Source organism: uncultured Sphingobacterium sp., assembly GCF_964277905.1.
Classification (GTDB): domain Bacteria; phylum Bacteroidota; class Bacteroidia; order Sphingobacteriales; family Sphingobacteriaceae; genus Sphingobacterium; species Sphingobacterium siyangense.
In genome coordinates this window covers 50,682-68,229 of record NZ_CAXYKD010000003.1, presented here as the reverse complement: position 1 = coordinate 68,229, position 17,548 = coordinate 50,682, and the positions used below count along the sequence as shown (strand labels likewise).

The following is a 17,548-nucleotide window of genomic DNA, read 5'->3' as shown; positions in this document are numbered from 1 at the left end:
TTTATTTCTTAAAGAACAAATTCATTTGCAAGATCGATCTCCTCGCGATTGATGGAGTGCCCCGCGTTTTGATATACCATGAGCTTTACATTGGCATTCATTTGTGCTAATATGGATACTGTATCTTCAACGCGTTCAAGAGGAACATGGAAATCAGGATTGCTAGTGCCAATAAAAATAGGCGTTTGTGCGAAGTCACCCTTGTAATTATCCCTGTTAATTTCTTCACCTATTACTCCGCCAATAATTGCTATAGCACCACCATAGCGCTGCCCATGGCGTGCAAGATATTCTAGTGTTAAACAGGCACCCTGAGAAAAACCAAAAAAATAGATATTTTCGGCGCGGATCCCATTGTCTAAAGCTAGTTTAACTGTATGATCGATCAGATCAATTGCGGAACTCAACCAGGGTTCGTTCTCTTGTACGGGAGCAATAAAAGAATAGGGGTACCAAGTGTGATTTTCTGCCTGCGGTGCAAGTAGTGTAAAATTATCGACGTGAAGATAGGATGACATGCCAAGGATGTCTTCTGCACTCCCCCCACGACCATGGATCATGACAATGGCTTTTTCTGCCTGTTCTAAATTTTTACCAGCTGTTTTAATATTTATTGAATGACTCATTTTATGCTTTCATGTAGGGTAGTTTATACCGTTTTTTTAAACCAAACGTCTTGATATAGTTCTGGATGACGATGAAACTGCGCATTTACATAAGGACATAATGGAACAATTTTCATGTTGTTTTCGCGCGCATGAGATACCAATTTCTCGAATAGTATTTTTGCAAATCCTCTTCCCTCATAGGCTTCGTCCACCTCTGTATGGTAAACAACGAGATTACCGTCAATGATAGCGATACTCATCAAACCTGCTTTGCGTTCATCGGAGAATAATTGGAGCTCTCCACGTTGATTTTTGTCTAATACAATTTCAGTTCTTTCCATAACTTCCTCGTTTGTATAATGATGTTTGTATAATTTAATTAATCGATTTTTGGCAATGTCTGTTCAATCTGCGAACGGTAGCTTTCATATTGCTTTGGCAGTTTGAGTGCCGATCCTAAGCTGGATAGCGGTTCGTCTACCGTAAATCCGGGATTGTCTGTCGCGATTTCAAATAAGACACCACCAGGTTCACGAAAATAGAGTGAGAAAAAGTAATCTCGATCTATTTTTGGTGTGATATCTAACCCTGCTGAAAGCACCTTTTCACGATACTCCATCAAAACATTGTCGTCCTTTACCCGAAATGCGACATGATGGTTTGTACCGGCTGCATTTTTGCCGTATGGTAGATTTTTATCCGCTATTATGTCAACGATGTTAGCCGTATCAATGCTATCCGTTGTTAACCTATAACGATTATCATGCTGTTGTTGGAGCGAATAACCCAAAATATCGGTCAATACTTTTAGCGTCGGATCTGCTTCTTTTAAAGAAAGCGTGATATTATGGAAGCCTTTTAGTGCATGTTCGCTATTGATGTCAGTCGTTGTCCATGTCTTTCTATCATCTTTCGTTTCAATAAACTGAAGCTGTAATCCATCAGGATCATTAAATGAAATTAGCTTCTCTCCAAAAATTTCACTTTCCTGTAAACTAATCTGATGTTCCCCTAAGCGATTTTTCCAAAAATCCAAACTCCCTTGAGGTACGGCATAGCCAATATGAGTCGCCATTCCTGCTCCTGCGGTACCTTTTCCGATACCTTCCCATGGGAAAAAAGTGAGGATCGTTCCGGGGTCCCCCTGTTCATTGCCGAAGTAGAAGTGGTAGGTGCCAGGGTCGTCGAAATTAACTGTTTTTTTGACAAGGCGTACACCCAGTACTTTCGTGTAAAAATCGAGATTTCGCTTTGCGTTGTCTGCTATCGCAGTAATGTGGTGTAACCCTAATATTTTATTTTCCATATCTGATAATTTTATTTTCTTAACTCATGTAAAGTTACGCCGACCAACAGGGAATTTTATTGAACTAGATTAATAAAAGCGATAATTGGCAATTTTGTTTTTTAGGGAATAGTGATTTTCGAAAATATATAAAAAAACACCTGAAGTTGGGGACTTCAGGTGTTTAACCTAACCAATTATTAACCTAAATTTATGAAATGTATATTTCTGAATATTATACTACAACAGTAAAGCCAATTATCATGCCAATATTTAATAGTGTAAATGATCTCAGATAAAAGCCTTATATATTGTATAATTTAGGTAAATTGGATTGTACTAATGTGAGGTGGGAATTGAAGACTTCAATTAAAAATAGATTTAAAGATGAAAAATAGAACAATGGTTAAGGTCATGACTTTCTCTGTTTTATTGCTAACGCTGGGTTGTCAGCAGCCGCATACAAATGAATCAAAGGAGGCTGCACAAAAACAACTTGACGAAAACAAAGAGAATAAAAGAATCGTTTTAGATTTTTATCAGCAAATGTTTGGTGATAAGGATGTCTCTGCAGTTGATAAGTACATTTCCCCTCAGTATATCCAACATAATCCCTCTGTTGCGGATGGAGCGGCAGCATTTAAGCTCGCTGCGACGAAATGGTTTGAAGGACAACCTAAAACGAAGATTGATGTGCAACACATTGCTTCGGATGGAGATTTGGTCTTCATTCACCTAAAAAATAAGAATCCAGATGGTAGTTTTAAATCGACTATTGATATATTTAGGCTAGAAAAAGGTAAAATTGTGGAGCATTGGGATGCACAGCAAGATGTTCCTAAAAATGCAGCAAACGCACATCCTATGTTTTAAGGATAGCAAAAAATCGCATTTCCTTTTTCCTTTGCGTTTTAGTCCCTCTTAATTGTTCGGGAATCTATCAGGTATGGTAAATTATATATACATTTAGACCTAAATCATTTTTCTGAGCAAACCATTAATTTTAATCATGAAAAGAGTCTTAGGCCTAAGTTGTTTTTATCTGTTGTTTTCTGCATGTAGTGTGCATTATCGTCCCAAAGATCATCCGTATGTATATGTGCAAAAGAAAGATCGAGAGGTTAAGGAATGGAAGCTAGTATGGGAAGAGCACTTTAATTCCCCTAAGCTAGACAGTAGTAAATGGTCCCGGATTCCAGCGGGAGGAGCTGATTGGAACCGGCATATGAGTATGGATGATGCCTGTTTTGGATGGGAAAATGGTGCGTTAATTCTTAAAGGAATAAAAAATACAGACAAAAATAAAGATTCAAGACCATTTTTGACAGGTGGGATATGGAGTAAGGGAAAGTTTGCTTTTCAGTACGGACGCATAGAAATCCGAGCTAAACTTGGAAGTGCAAAAGGGGCATGGCCCGCCATGTGGATGTTGGCAGAGTTGGACAAGTATGGAAAGTATCCGAGAAATGGTGAAATCGATATTATGGAACATCTTAATTTTGATCATATCATTTACCAGACAACACATTCATACTATACCTTAGATCTGGGGCAAAAGGAGAATCCCAAACATTTTGGTACCGCTTCGATCAAATCCGAAGAGTACAATACATATGGTATAAGCTGGTATCCCGATCGTATCGTATTTCAGTTGAATGGTGTTGACACCTTTACTTATCCAAGAGTTAATGGGGTCGATCCTTCTCAGTGGCCTTATGATCAGCCCTTTTATCTATTGATTGATCAACAGTTGGGCGGGAGCTGGGTTGGTGAGGTAAATCAAGACCAGCTACCTGTTGAGATGCGTGTTGACTGGGTTAAAGTTTACCAATAGTGCTCCACCAATTCTCGGAAGGGTAAAAGATAAAAAAGATCGCCGACTATTGAACCGCAGTTTTCTGATAACAGTGAAATATCCTAATTTTAGAGGTGACCTATGATTAGGTGATAAAAACTTAATATACGCGACATAGGAAAAATGTTTACTTTTGGCCAAATTATGGAAGATAATACGATATTCAAGATTAGCAATAAGATTAAGGAAATTCGAAAAGAAAAAGGAATTACCATACAGGAAGTTGCTGATAGAGCGGGGGTAAGCAAGGGACTTATTTCGCAGATTGAAAATAACAGAACAATACCCTCCTTGCTGGTGTTGATTAATATCATCAATGCACTGAATATTGATCTTAATGAGTTTTTTAAAGATTTTAATTCTGAATTGGATTCAGGCCCCGTGGTCGTTCGGAAAAAAGATACTTATAGTCCGTTTGAAAAAGAGTCGGCGATAGGTTTCCATTATAAAAGGATTTTTACATCTGCGATGGATAGTTCGACCATGGACATTGTTCTTTTGGAGTTGCTTCCAGATGCACAGCGACCAATGGTTGAGACCGAAGCTTATGAATATAAATATATCATTAGCGGGCAGGTTGAGTACATCTTCAATGATCAAAAAATTAGCTTAGAAGAGGGTGATTCGATCTTTTTTAATGGGCGATTGTCACATACACCGCGTAATGTGGGGAGTGAAAAGGCCGTCATGCTAATTGTATACTTTTTTGAAAATAAGAAATAGAGGATAACATGTTAATTGTCAGAGCATCATTGAGTCATTCAGTGATGCTTTTTTTATTTTATACTTTTCTTTATCACAAAGGGATGCTTATATTTGTTTATAAATACTTAACAAAAGTTTAGTCTTGTGTTAATTTCCAAAATTTACTTTTGATTGCGGACAATGAGGTCTGTTAACAAGTTTAAATGATGGAGTTAAACCAACGAATAAAAAGACGCATAAATAGACTGGATGAGAAATCTGTGGCTATCGTTCTGGCTGTTACAGCATTTTTATGTTACACGAGTATGTATTCATTTAGAAAGTCATTTACGGCATCTGCTTTTGCAAATGATACTATTTTTGGTGTCGATTATAAAGTCTGTATGGTGGTCATTCAAATGCTGGGGTATTTGTTGTCCAAGTTTTATGGCATTAAATTTATCTCTGAAAGTAAACAACGTAATAGAGGGCGGTATTTAATCGGTTTGATTTGTATTTCATGGATAGGGCTTTTGGCATTTGCAGTTTGTCCGAGACCTTGGAATGTTGTCTTTCTTTTTATCAATGGCTTTCCATTGGGAATGGTTTGGGGCTTGGTATTTAGTTATTTAGAAGGAAGGCGGTTTACAGAGATTATGGGGGCAGTGATGTCTGTGAGCTTGATTTTCGCGTCAGGACTGATAAAAACAGTTGGGCGGTGGTTGATGTCTTCTTTTCATGTTAACGAGTTTTGGATGCCATTTTTGACGGGTTTACTGTTTTTTCTGCCCTTTGTTTTGTGTGTATGGATATTGGAAAATGTTCCAGGGCCAACAGAAGAGGACAAGAAGCTACGGACGGAACGCATTGCGATGGATAGTAAAATGCGAAAACACTTTTTTAAAACCTTTATGCCGGGTATCGTTTTGACTATTATCGTTTACACCATGCTTACTATTTTACGTGATGTACGCGATAATTTTGAGGTTGAAATCTGGCAGATGTTACATGTGAAAGGGGCGGGCATTTTTGCAAAAGTTGATGGGACTATCTCCTTGATTGTACTGCTGCTGGTAAGTTGTCTAATCATGGTTAAAAATAATCTTAAAGCATTTAAGTTGATCCATTATATGATCATTATAGGTTTTCTGACTGCAGGTATTTCTACCTATTTGTTTACGCAACAATGGATTGACGGTTTAAGTTGGATGTTGCTCGTGGGTTTGGGCTTGTATATGGCATACATCCCTTACAATGCGATATTTTTTGAGCGAATGATCGCAACATATCGTATGAAAAGTAACATCGGCTTTGTTATGTATATGGCTGACTCAATCGGTTATTTGGGTAGTTTTCTGATATTGGTAAACAAAGAATTTATGCCAAATTCTGTTACTTGGGGAAATTACTTCATTCAATTGGTCTTTTTAGCCTCTATTATCGGAGCTATTTTGGGTATCTTCTCTCTACTCTATTTTATTCGAAAGAAGGAACAGATGAAAGGAAGCGACGATGAGTTGTTGGCTCCTTGGCATGCGACAAAAGGAGAAGTGCAAATTAGTTAACTATACTTTTTTATGATATTCTATTTATAAAGATGAAAACAAATACATATGATTTAATTATTGTTGGGGGGGGGATTTTAGGGACCTTTCATGCCTATCATGCGTTACAAATGGGATTACGCGTGCTCCAACTCGAAAAAGATAATTTCCCCGTGGGATCTACTGTTCGTAATTTCGGACAAGTAGTGCCATCGGGGATGGCAGGCGAATGGTTTGATTATGGTGTGCGAGGACTTGAAATATATCAGTCTATTCAGAAAGAGATGGATATATCCGTTAGAAATAACGGCAGCATCTATATTGCTTCGGATAATGATGAAGTTCAGGTGCTTCACGAGCTATCTAAGCACTATCAGGGAAAAGGATATGATCATGAACTTTGTTCAAAGGAACAGGTTTTATTGAAATATCCCGTAATGAATGCTGATTATGTTAAAGAAGCTATCTTTTTTCCGCAGGAACTCAGTGTAGAACCCGAGTCAATGATTAGACAGCTGCATATTTATATGCAAAATAAGTTTGTGGACTATACGTTGAAATACGATACGACAATTGTTGCCTGCGAGGATAAAAATGATGCCGTTGTTGTCACGAGCAGTACGCTAGAAAACTTTGAAGGGAAGAAATTGCTTATCTGCAATGGATACGAGTTTAAAATTTTATATCGTTCCTTGTTTGATAATAGTGGGCTTGAAATTAGTAAGTTGCAAATGATGCGTACAAAGCCTTTGGCTCATATTCATCTTCCCGGGAATATCTTAACTGGGTTGACCATTCGTCGATACGAGAGTTTTGAAGAATATTGTCCATCGTTTCAGACAATTCCAATGCCTGATTACTATCAGGAGCTGCGCAATTATGGAATTCATATCCTATTTAAACAGGCCACGGATGGTAGTATTATTATCGGTGATTCGCATGAATATGCAGCGGGCAACAGACTGGATGAACTGGGCTTCTCAGTAAGCTCCTATATCAATGAATTGATGATTGCGGAAGCCAACCGTATCATGCCAATGGACCGTACCTGGATTTCATCTTCTTGGGCAGGTTATTATTCGCAGCACAAAGATCATATTCTTGAAATCGACGTTAGCGCAAGAATACATGTCAGAACCGGTATTGGAGGGAAGGGAATGACAGCAAGTGCGGGTTATGCCGAACAGAGTATTGGAAAACTTTTTTAATTTAGACATATTGAAGAGCCCCGCTATCACATCTAGCGGGGCTCTTTCGTTTTTAAGCTATTTATTTGATCAGTTTGTACAGACTTCCTAAAATGTACAGTTGTCTTTCCTAATAAGGTCAAGCTTTATAAAATTCAATTTAGTAAATAACTAAATTATGAAAAGGATGTCTGGTAAATCTTTTTATTGCATCAACTAATTTACCAGTTGTTTGTTCTTTATAAAACATTATCTGATCAATATTTCCTTATTGTTTAGGCGTTAAACAATGTTTTTATTAACTTCACGGTCACAATAAACCAGATCTAAATATTAGAAGTGAATGGCAAATAATGTTTTTCCTGAAAATGAGTTAAGAAGGATAGAAAAATTAAAGTCCTATGAGTTAATGGGACTCGGGAAAGACCCTGAGCTGGATGTTTTTGCGCAGGCAGCCTGTTTGATTACAGATTGCCCTGCAGCTTTAATTGCCATGATGGAAGAAGAAACACAACGCATTCAAAGTTGTGTTGGGATGGAGCTGGATACCGTTGAAAGGAAGAATACGGTCTGTCAATACACCATAATGAGTAAGGAGGTCCTTGTTATTGAAGATACTTTTGAAGATCCACGCTCGTCTTCCAATCCATTGATTCGCGAAGGAAATATCCGTTTTTATGCCGGAGTTCCTCTTTTGGATGATGATGGCGATGCTCTTGGAACAATCTGTGTCATTGATTTCCATCCGAAAAAGCTTTCGGATAAGCAAAAAGACTCGTTGGAGGAGCTAGGCAAGGCGGTGACCAAAATATTATTGGGAAAAAAACGAAAAGTACAGGCTGGTTATTTCTCCGAAATTTTTCACTTGACGAACAATATTATTTGTGTATTGGATGAGGCGCGCAAGGTTAAAGAAGTTAACCCTGCATTTAGTAAAGTCTTGGGATTGTCCAGATCGAATAGTTTAGGAAAATCTATTTTTACATTATTGGGCGATACTGAAAGGGAGTTGGTGTCGGACTTAGGTCGAGTTGAGGAAACAAAATACGGCATTCAATCTACGAGTAGGACTAAAATAGAAAATGGTCAAGTTGTCGAAATTGAATGGCATTTCAAATATGATCCGATAAATCATGATATTTTGGCCTTTGGCAGAAACGTAACAAAGGAGCGCGAAGAAAAACTCAAGTTGGAGAATTCCGAACGTAGATTTCGTAGCTTTTTTGAAAATGCGATCGGCCTCATGAGTATGCATGATTTGGACGGTAATATTCTATCCGTCAATGAAAAAGGAAGAGAGATATTGCGGTATGCCAAAGAAGAGGTAAAAGGACTTAACCTCAAGAAATTGGTTCCGTCTCATCATGTGGGTCTGGTTGAAGAATATCTCAAGCGCATTGCCAGCAATAAAGAGGATTCTGGAATGATGGTTCTCCAAACAAAAGATGGTGAAGATATTTCTTGGCTATACCACAATATGTTGGAAACGGATGAAAATGGGCGATCTTATGTTGTCAGTACAGCCTTGAATATGACGGATCGATTGCGACTTGAAAATGATCTTTTGCATACCAAACAGATCCTGGAGCAGACCAATGCTGTCGCTCAGGTTGGCGGATGGGAGGTCAACTTAGTTGAAAACAAGGTTTATTGGTCCGACTCCACGAAGCTAATTCATGGTGTGGCTCCTGATTTTACACCTGATTTTGAACATGCAATCGGATTTTATGAGCCTGAAAGCCAGGTTATTTTGCGTAGGGTTTTTGAAGACGCCATTACATCAAGAACACCTTACGATACCGAATTGCGTCTATTAAAGCGAAATGGCGAATCAATTTGGGTACGCGTAAAAGGTATTCCCGAATTTGAAAACGATGTATGTAAGCGTGTTTTTGGAATTATTCAGGATATCGATCAAAGTAAATCGCTATTCTTGGAGCTGGAACGCAAAGAATCGATGTTACGTGCGTTTGTGGATTATGTTCCTGCTTCGGTTGCTATGTTTGACCGAGACTTTAACTATATTTCGGTCAGTAATCAATGGTTAGAAGATTTTCACGAGGGTGTAAGTTTGCCGCCAAATAGTAACTTTTTTGAACTTTTTCCAAATATCCCGGAAAATCGAAAAAAAATCTACCTTGATGCGCTGAAGGGAATACCTTATAAGAATATGGATGAGGTCATACAGGCTGGTGGACTTGCCGAAGCGCAACATTTCAATTGGGAAGTAAGACCTTGGCATCTTGCGGATGGAAGTATAGGTGGGATCATTATTTTTACACAAAATATCACGGATTCGGTAAAAATAAATGATGAATTAAAGTTAGCGAAGGAACTGGCCGATCTGGCGAGTAGAGCAAAGTCCGAATTCCTTGCCAATATGAGTCACGAAATTCGAACGCCTTTAAACGGTGTGATTGGATTCTCTGATTTGCTGTTAAAAACACCATTAAATGATACACAGGTTCAATACCTTGGCTATATCAATGAATCTGGAAATAGCTTACTCAATATTATTAATGACATTTTAGACTTTTCAAAAATTGAATCGGGTAAACTCGAACTATTTGTCGATAAGTATAACGTATATGATGTAGCCAATCAGGTTATTAATGTTGTTCTCTATCAAGCACAACGAAAAGAAGTCGAACTGCTTTTGAACATTGAGCAGGGACTGCCAGCTTTCGTTTGGATTGATGAGGCACGTATTAAGCAAGTGTTGGTGAATTTGTTAGGTAACGCCGTTAAGTTTACGGAAAAAGGCGAAATCGAATTTAAGATCAGTAAACTTCGCAATGATGAGAATAAATTAACCTTACGTTTTGCGGTTAGAGATACCGGGATAGGAATTCCGCCAGAGAAACAACAACGCATCTTTGATGCCTTTACGCAAGAAGATAGCTCCGTAAGTAAACGATACGGCGGCACTGGACTCGGTTTGACAATCTCCAATAACCTTTTGAAATACATGGGAAGTAAATTGAATCTGGAAAGCGAACTGGGCGTCGGATCGACCTTCTATTTTGATATCGAGGTTCGATGTGAAGAAATGGAGGATGAAGATACAGCTTTACCTTTAAATCGTGTTCTCGTTGTCGATGACAACGCGAATAACCGGATTATCCTGCAGCATATGTTGGCCTATAAAAACGTCGAATCTGTCCTCGCAGAAAACGGTATGGAAGCCTTACAGTTGCTGATGAAAGGGGAACGTTTCGATGTTATTTTAATGGACTACCATATGCCGATCTTATCGGGGCTCGAAACGATAGAAAAAATCAAAGAACTCTTTAAAAAACAAGAAGAAGGTATCCCTTTGATCGTGTTGCACACTTCGTCAGAAGAGCATGAGGTAATTTCAGCATTTAGACAAGAGGAACGGTCATTCTGTCTACTTAAGCCGATTAAATCTGAGGAACTGTATTCGACTCTAAGAAGGGCGATACAACAAAATAGGGAAGATGCTGTGCAATTAAAGGCGAATGCAAACTTATCGTTATCATCGGATTCGTACGGTCAAGACGTTCAGGTGTTGTTGGCAGACGACAATGCCGTTAATATGGCCCTTAATTTACGCATGATGGCAAGCATAATGCCAGGGGCACTCTTAACGGAAGTTTCTGACGGAGCGCAAGCCATTCATGCTTGCAAAGAAAAACAATTTGATTTTATTTTGATGGATGTTCAGATGCCCGAGGTCGATGGGATCGAAGCAACCAAACAGATCAGGCAAATGGCAGCTTATGCTGAAACACCTATTATCGGTGTTACTGCAGGTAATATTTCAGGTGAAAAGGAACGCTGTCTTGAAGCGGGGATGTCGGACTTTCTAGCTAAACCTATTCGACAACAGGATTTGTTCAAGGCCTTGGAAAAGGCGATGTTATCGGTAAAACCTAGTGCTGCCGAAGCTTCAGATCTGGAGGATTTGGATGAGCATTTGGATATGCAGCGCCTGGAAGAACAGGCCGGTGATGACCCCGCATTTTTAACTTTTTTTCTGGATTTGGTCGTCCGGGAAATAACGGGGTCTAGAAAGCAGTTAAAGGAGGCAATTGATACAAACGATATTGTACGCATCAAAGAACTCCTTCATAAGTTGCGGGGTACTTCATCGACAGCCGGACTGATCAAGTTGGCCCAAATGACCAAAGACTTGGAGACCAGCCCAACAATTGAAACAGACCTTGCGATCGTTTTTGTGGCAATCGAACAGGAAATGGATATAGGATTGGAATTAATTACAAAAATCTTAAATAAATAATGATATGTTGATTTTAATAGCGGAAGACGACGAATTGATACTGCGTACTGTTGAACACAAATTAGTGAAAGAAGGACACGAAGTGGTGCTGACCAGAAATGGCCGTGAAGCCATCGAGAAAATTAATGAGCTGGATTTGGATTTGGTTGTAACGGATATTATGATGCCTTTTGCTTCTGGTATTGAAATTCTTTCGGCGATAAAGAGTATCGGAAAGAAAATCCCGGTCATCGTATTATCAAGCATGGGCCAAGAGGAGGTTGTGGTCGATGCATTTGATCTAGGCGCATCTGATTTTATGGTTAAGCCATTTAGTCCAAATGAACTGATTCTTAGAATAAAGCGCCTAATAAATAAATAAAATTAAATTATGCATCACCATATCGAGCTACATGAGCTTATTCTGGCGATTGTTATCGTATTGATTTTAGTACTATTGTTGATTATCACGGTACTGGGATATAGCTTTTATAGCTATAGAATCCTTCATAATAGGCAATCGTGGCGACAGATCATCGAGTATAAAATTATGGAGACTATTGTTGGTGGCGATGAGCATGGCGATCGGGACCTGGAGTTTGCGGAGTATTTGAAAGAACCTTCTTTTCGAGCTCTTTTTTTAGATGTATTAGTTGATTCTGATAGAAAATTTTCTGGCGGAGCTAAACAATCGATCAATAGGTTGTTTCATGATTTTAAATTGGAGGATGAAGCTTGGCGAAAGCTTCGGCATAGAAAGGCTTATTTGGTTGCCGGTGGGGTTCAGGAGCTTGCTGCGATGAATGTCGAACCAGCAATCCCTGAGATAACAGCCAAGCTTAATGATTCCCGCACCGCAGTATATCAAGAAGCACAATATGCAATCGTAACTTTTAAAGGGTATGAAGGACTTGGTTTTTTGGATCATTTCGATCGTCCCTTATCAGACTGGCAACAATTACGTTTATTGTTTTCTATTCATGAAATACCGGAACTTTCAGAGTTACACGTTGATACCTGGCTTAAGAGTTCAAATGATTCTGTTGTCATATTTACATTGCGCTTGATTCGAAAATTTAGATTGATGACTTTTTATACGGAAGTTTTTAACCTATTGGATCATCCATCTACGAAGGTTCGTATACAAGCCATACGAACATTGCAGGCCATTGAGAACAGTGGTACAATTCAGCAATTTATACAAAATTTTGATCTGCAACCAATCGAAGTTCAGATTGAAATCCTTAAAGCGATGAAAATTGCCAAAAGTAGAGAAAGTGAGCATTTTCTGAAGGATCAACTTTGGAATCATAGTCAAGTGTCAATTAAAATTTCTGCCGCAGAAGTACTCGTTGTGCTAGGAGAAGAACAGTATCTGCGTGAAATTTCACAACGTGAAGATACATACGACGAACTTACACAAATTATTAAACACGCATTGCAAGAGAAAAAATGTTAGAGTTTTCCCATATCGTATACGAAATTATAGTTTGGTTATTTTTGCTTTATTCGGCAGCAGTATTCATTATCTATACTTGGATCGGGCTATACGCTTATGGAGCGGTGTTTCGTTACAAACATAATAATACGTTTACGGACTATAGTATTATTGCTACCAACCCCAACGCGCCTACATTTAGTTTGATTGCTCCAGCCTACAACGAGGGGATGACCATCGTTGAAAATGTACGTTCTTTATTGTCGCTATATTATCATAATCTGGAAATTATCATCGTTAATGATGGTAGTAAAGACGACTCAATTTTGAAATTGATAGCCTCTTATGAACTCGAACCAACATCTTTTTTTGTTCAGGGAAATATTGAGACCAAGGATATAAGGGGGATCTATAAGAGCAAAAATCCGGCGTTTAAGAAGCTGATTGTGGTTGACAAGGAAAATGGCGGTAAGGCTGATGCGCTCAACGTCGGCGTTAATATTTCTTCTGGAGATTATATCGTTTGTATTGATGTAGATTGTATTTTGGAACAGGATGCTATTCTAAAATTAGCAAAACCATTTTTGGAACAGACCGACAAACGCGTTATTGCTTGCGGCGGAGTTATACGTTTGGCCAATAACTGTAATGTCGTGAATGGTTCTGTCGTGGATGTTAATCTTCCAAAATCATGGTTGGGGCGTACACAGGCTTTAGAGTATATCCGTGCTTTTATTTTAGGTCGAATGGCTTGGTCAAGGGCTTCGGGATTAATTCTTATTTCCGGGGCATTTGGCGCTTTTGACCGGGAAATCGTATTGGCTTGTGGGGGGTATGATCGAAATACGGTGGGAGAAGATATGGAGCTTGTTGTTCGTATGCGCCGTTATATGGAGGAGCAAAAGCAAGCCTACGAAGTGGTTAACATTCCTGATCCATTGTGCTGGACTGAGGTACCCGAGTCAAAAGAAGTATTACGTAAACAGCGTAATCGTTGGATGCGGGGCACGATGGAGACCTTATGGAAACATCGGAAACTCATGTTCAACCCGAAATATGGCCGTTTTGGTATGCTCAGTATGCCTTATTGGTTTTTCTTTGAGTTCTTGGGGCCCATTGTCGAATTTACAGGCTATATTGTTTTTATCATCTTTTTTATTCTGGGAATCATCAACTGGCCATTTTTCTTTGCGCTATTTGCATTGGTGATTGCTTCCGGAATTTTGTATTCGATCTATGCAATCTTGGTTGATCTTGTTAGTCATCAGGTTTATTCTAAGAAACGAGATCTTTCCACCCTAATAACTACGGCGATACTAGAACCTTTATACTTTCACCCCATTGTTGTTAAAGCTGGGGTACAGGGGGTTGTTGATTACTTTCGGAAACAGCATGGCTGGGGAGAAATGACACGACAAGGCTTCCAACAAAAAGAGGCGAATGAGTCGGTTTGGAAATACCTCGGTCAGCGATTAAATATGTCGTTACAGAGCTTAGGACCTGTTATGTTGGTTGTCTTTGCCCTGTATATGTTGTCCGTTGGTGTAGAATGGTGGTGGTACGGTCGTCGATTTGTTCAGCTTTCGGAGTCACATGCCGGGAAGGACCTGTTTTTGGATAACATCCTGTTCATCTTTCAAGCCTTGGCCTGTTTGGGAATCGGCTATTTATTGCTTCAGTTCATAAGCAGTTTTTGGGCGAGACTTCTTATGGTGATATCGTTCTCGTTTATTGTCGTTATGCAATTCATCTTGTTTCTGTATTTTGGCGAATCGAGAAATTTGCTTGGAGCTGATATGTTCTATTACAGTTCGGAAGAGATGAAGCAAATTTTGGAGGCTAGCGGTATGTTGAGTTTTACCAATATTGCTTTACTTTTATTATTGATCGTAATTTCTTGGGTTCCCCTTTGGATTGCCAATAAACAGACATTCAAAAAGCCCTATGCTAGTATTGCATTGTTATTTTTGGGGATTATATCGTTTTTCATCTCCTCGGCTTCGTTTTTGGGGAGTAGCGCTGAAAAAGATGAATTCGTAGCCAATGCAAGCCGGAGTAAATGGCGTTATTTTTTTGATTCTAATTTATCCAATTACGTGGATGATCACCCCGGGATGTTCGCTATGTTCAATAAAGACGATGATGATGCAAAAGTGTTGGATACTAAATTTCCTTTTTTGAAAAAAGAGGATACGAAAGATTTCCTGGGGACATACATGCAAAAAACGGCGAAAGTACCCAATTTGGTCATTCTTGTTATCGAGGGTTTAGGACATGCCTATAGTGCTGAAAATGGCTATATTGGCAACTTTACACCCTTTATAGGTACATTGAAGCAACAGTCTTTGTATTGGGATAATAATATGAGTTCCTCGGGTCGGACATTTTCCGTTTTACCGACCATAACAGGTTCATTGCCTTTTGCGACACATGGATTCCTGGAACAAGACACCTTGCCAGATAACTTCAATCTATTTAATATTCTGAAGAGTAATGGATTCAATACTGGATTTTTCTATGGTGGTCATTCTAATTTTGATTTCATGAAAAAGTTCATGGATTATAATAAAATAGATATGCTCATGGACCAAGCGGCATTCGGACCTCCTTATAAAAAATTGCCCGAAAAGGGAGGGGAGAGCTGGGGATATGAAGATCAGGCTGTCTTTAGCAAACTCCTTGAAGTACAGAAAATACAGGAACACCCTTATTTCCATGTGCTTTTGACGCTATCAACCCATAATCCGTTTTTGATCAATAATGCGGCTCATTATGAACAACTGTTTGATCAACGTATAGCAACATTGAACCTTACACCGGAACAAAAAAAGTGGGCTTTGGAAAACCGTACCCAGCTTGTTTCGGTACTAAATTTGGACGATGCGATGGAGCAGTTCTTTAAAGAATATAAAAAGAGACCAGATTTTGCAAATACTATTTTTGTCATAACTGGCGACCACGCGATGCCTGAGATACCATTGCAAAGCAAAATCGATCGTTATCATGTTCCCTTGTTGATTTATTCACCACTTTTAAAAGGGCCAAAGACTTTTCATAATTTTGTTAGCCATTTTGATGTCGCGCCTTCTATATTGGCCTACTATCGCGAGAATTTTGGACTTAAAACGCCTACACAAGTTACATGGATCGGTCAGGGGCTCGATAAGGGCGCTTCGGCACAGGGTGATGGTATAGCCATGATGCAGAGTAAAAATCAATTGATTGATTTTGTGAAAGGCAGTTACCATCTTTCCGATGGACAGCTGTATAAACTGGATGGTGTGCTTAATGAAGATGCTGCGGCGGATAATGCGAAAGAAGAATTGTCCAAGCGCTTTGAATTATTTAAGCGCAAGAACAAACTTTTTTATACGCAAAAGCGACTTCTTCCGGATAGTGTTTATACAAATTACTTTAGTCGAACAAAGAAGAACTAGAATTTTCGAATATAACCAAGGATGATGTCCACTTGATTTCCTCGCTCTTTTGGTCTGAATTCTTGGTTATAATAGGTACCCGAAATTGAAAATAGGTTACTTTGCTTAACGGAGCAATTATACTCGGCACCTACTTTGAATGTCTTTAATTTATAAGAAGCGTTATCCAATAGATTATTTCGGTTTTCCTCGGGGCTCAGACCCGTTCCGGCGCTAAATCCGAAGTAATCGTTTGCTCCCTTTGTGTAATAGCGGACTGTTCCGGTATAGGATTGGGAAATATTCTTTTCGCCCGGTGTAAGATAAGTCCTCAGATTGAACCAAAAGTTTTGGTAATATTTTCCGACTGAAGCCGTGTACATCCAGATGTTGTCACTAAAATAAAGCTGACGATATCCGATTTCCCCCTCAAAGCTGTTTGGAAGATTGGCATAGAGGGATACACCAGTTCTATATTTTGCAAAAATGCCCACATTATTGGAGTATCCAGCACCGACATATAGGTAGAATATCTTTGAAAGCCGCGGATAAGCCTCCATCTCAAATTGGACGCCATTTTCTGCAAATTTATTTGCATAGTTCGTTCTGAAAATAACTGATCCTATTGGTGTTGCCCGTTTATAACTTAATCCAACAATGTGCCAATTATGATCAAACTGTTTGTCAAAATAGACGAAATTGTACGTCAGACCGATTGCATTTTTAGCCGTATATTCTTCAATATTTTTTGCCAGTGCTCTTGCTTCCGTATTTTTGGGATTAATTGCCAATAAACTATTAATTGCCTTTTCGGCGGCCTCATAATGATCATTGCCATAACTTATTTTGCCTTTTAACAGCAGTAGATCCTGGGACTGCGGATGTATACTAAGCCCTTTGTCCGTAATTGCAATCGCTTTGTCTGTCTGATCATTCCAATATTCCAATGAGGCATAGGCCAAAAAGAAATCTTCATCACTTGTATTCTTTTTATCTAGTTCTGTAAAGATGGTTCGTGCTGAATCAATTTTATCTGACCAGGTATAAAGACGTCCAAGAAAAATGCTAATATCCGTGTAATCTGGTGCTTGAAGTAGGGCCTGTTTAGATAATTGAATGGCTTGCAGATAATCTTTTGAATCAAAAGCTACCTTTCGCGCTTTTACAAATAGATCATCAGCGGTGAGTTTCGTCTCTTGCGCGATAGAAAATAAGGGTAATAAAGAGAGGGAGAGTAATGGATAAATTACTTTTTTCATTCCAGATCGTAAATTTGACATTTAAGCTT

13 protein-coding genes are annotated in these 17,548 nt (G+C 38.9%); 9 read left to right on the top strand and 4 right to left on the bottom strand.

Features of this window, described 5'->3' with window-relative positions; all coding sequences use genetic code 11:
• Window positions 1-8: 8 nt before the first annotated feature.
• From ACHWSC_RS02295 to ACHWSC_RS02285, 3 genes are read right to left on the bottom strand one after another with little or no spacing between them, the layout of a single operon-like run.
• On the bottom strand, window positions 9-626 hold the full coding sequence (locus tag ACHWSC_RS02295; RefSeq protein WP_394675670.1) for an alpha/beta hydrolase: 618 nt from the start codon (window positions 624-626) through the stop codon (window positions 9-11).
• 23 nt (window positions 627-649) lie between these two features.
• Window positions 650-988, bottom strand: a complete 339-nt coding sequence (locus ACHWSC_RS02290) for a GNAT family N-acetyltransferase (RefSeq protein WP_394675793.1) — start codon at window positions 986-988, stop codon at window positions 650-652.
• Window positions 988-1,914, bottom strand: coding sequence for a ring-cleaving dioxygenase (locus ACHWSC_RS02285; RefSeq protein ID WP_201669106.1), 927 nt, complete (start codon window positions 1,912-1,914; stop codon window positions 988-990). The genes ACHWSC_RS02290 and ACHWSC_RS02285 overlap by 1 nt, the downstream gene beginning before the upstream one ends.
• Before the next feature lie 366 nt (window positions 1,915-2,280).
• Here ACHWSC_RS02285 and ACHWSC_RS02280 point away from each other — a divergent pair, with 366 nt between their 5' ends.
• The 9 genes from ACHWSC_RS02280 to ACHWSC_RS02240 all read left to right on the top strand — a co-directional run bounded on the left by ACHWSC_RS02280 (window position 2,281) and on the right by ACHWSC_RS02240 (window position 16,281).
• On the top strand, window positions 2,281-2,766 hold the full coding sequence (locus ACHWSC_RS02280; protein WP_394675669.1) for an ester cyclase: 486 nt from the start codon (window positions 2,281-2,283) through the stop codon (window positions 2,764-2,766).
• Between the two features lie 136 nt (window positions 2,767-2,902).
• Window positions 2,903-3,727: a glycoside hydrolase family 16 protein gene (locus ACHWSC_RS02275; protein ID WP_394675668.1), complete on the top strand. Its 825-nt coding sequence runs from the start codon at window positions 2,903-2,905 to the stop codon at window positions 3,725-3,727.
• 165 nt (window positions 3,728-3,892) lie between these two features.
• Window positions 3,893-4,471, top strand: coding sequence for a helix-turn-helix domain-containing protein (locus ACHWSC_RS02270; protein ID WP_075994857.1), 579 nt, complete (start codon window positions 3,893-3,895; stop codon window positions 4,469-4,471).
• 185 nt (window positions 4,472-4,656) lie between these two features.
• Window positions 4,657-5,997 carry a DUF5690 family protein gene (locus tag ACHWSC_RS02265; RefSeq protein WP_394675667.1) on the top strand — a complete coding sequence of 447 codons (1,341 nt, stop codon included), beginning with the start codon at window positions 4,657-4,659 and terminating at the stop codon, window positions 5,995-5,997.
• A 32-nt stretch (window positions 5,998-6,029) separates the two neighbouring features.
• Window positions 6,030-7,184, top strand: a complete 1,155-nt coding sequence (locus ACHWSC_RS02260) for a TIGR03364 family FAD-dependent oxidoreductase (protein ID WP_394675666.1) — start codon at window positions 6,030-6,032, stop codon at window positions 7,182-7,184.
• A 322-nt stretch (window positions 7,185-7,506) separates the two neighbouring features.
• Window positions 7,507-11,427, top strand: a complete 3,921-nt coding sequence (locus tag ACHWSC_RS02255) for a response regulator (RefSeq protein ID WP_394675665.1) — start codon at window positions 7,507-7,509, stop codon at window positions 11,425-11,427.
• A gap of 4 nt (window positions 11,428-11,431) precedes the next feature.
• Window positions 11,432-11,788, top strand: a complete 357-nt coding sequence (locus tag ACHWSC_RS02250) for a response regulator transcription factor (RefSeq protein ID WP_120332802.1) — start codon at window positions 11,432-11,434, stop codon at window positions 11,786-11,788.
• Between the two features lie 9 nt (window positions 11,789-11,797).
• Window positions 11,798-12,865, top strand: coding sequence for a hypothetical protein (locus ACHWSC_RS02245; protein ID WP_394675664.1), 1,068 nt, complete (start codon window positions 11,798-11,800; stop codon window positions 12,863-12,865).
• Window positions 12,859-16,281: a sulfatase-like hydrolase/transferase gene (locus ACHWSC_RS02240; protein ID WP_394675663.1), complete on the top strand. Its 3,423-nt coding sequence runs from the start codon at window positions 12,859-12,861 to the stop codon at window positions 16,279-16,281. Before ACHWSC_RS02245 ends, ACHWSC_RS02240 begins: the two co-directional genes overlap by 7 nt.
• On the opposite strand, the gene ACHWSC_RS02235 is transcribed toward ACHWSC_RS02240, so the two are convergent.
• Window positions 16,278-17,519: a YaiO family outer membrane beta-barrel protein gene (locus tag ACHWSC_RS02235; RefSeq protein WP_394675662.1), complete on the bottom strand. Its 1,242-nt coding sequence runs from the start codon at window positions 17,517-17,519 to the stop codon at window positions 16,278-16,280. The two genes, ACHWSC_RS02240 and ACHWSC_RS02235, sit on opposite strands and share 4 nt — an antisense overlap.
• Window positions 17,520-17,548 lie beyond the last annotated feature (29 nt).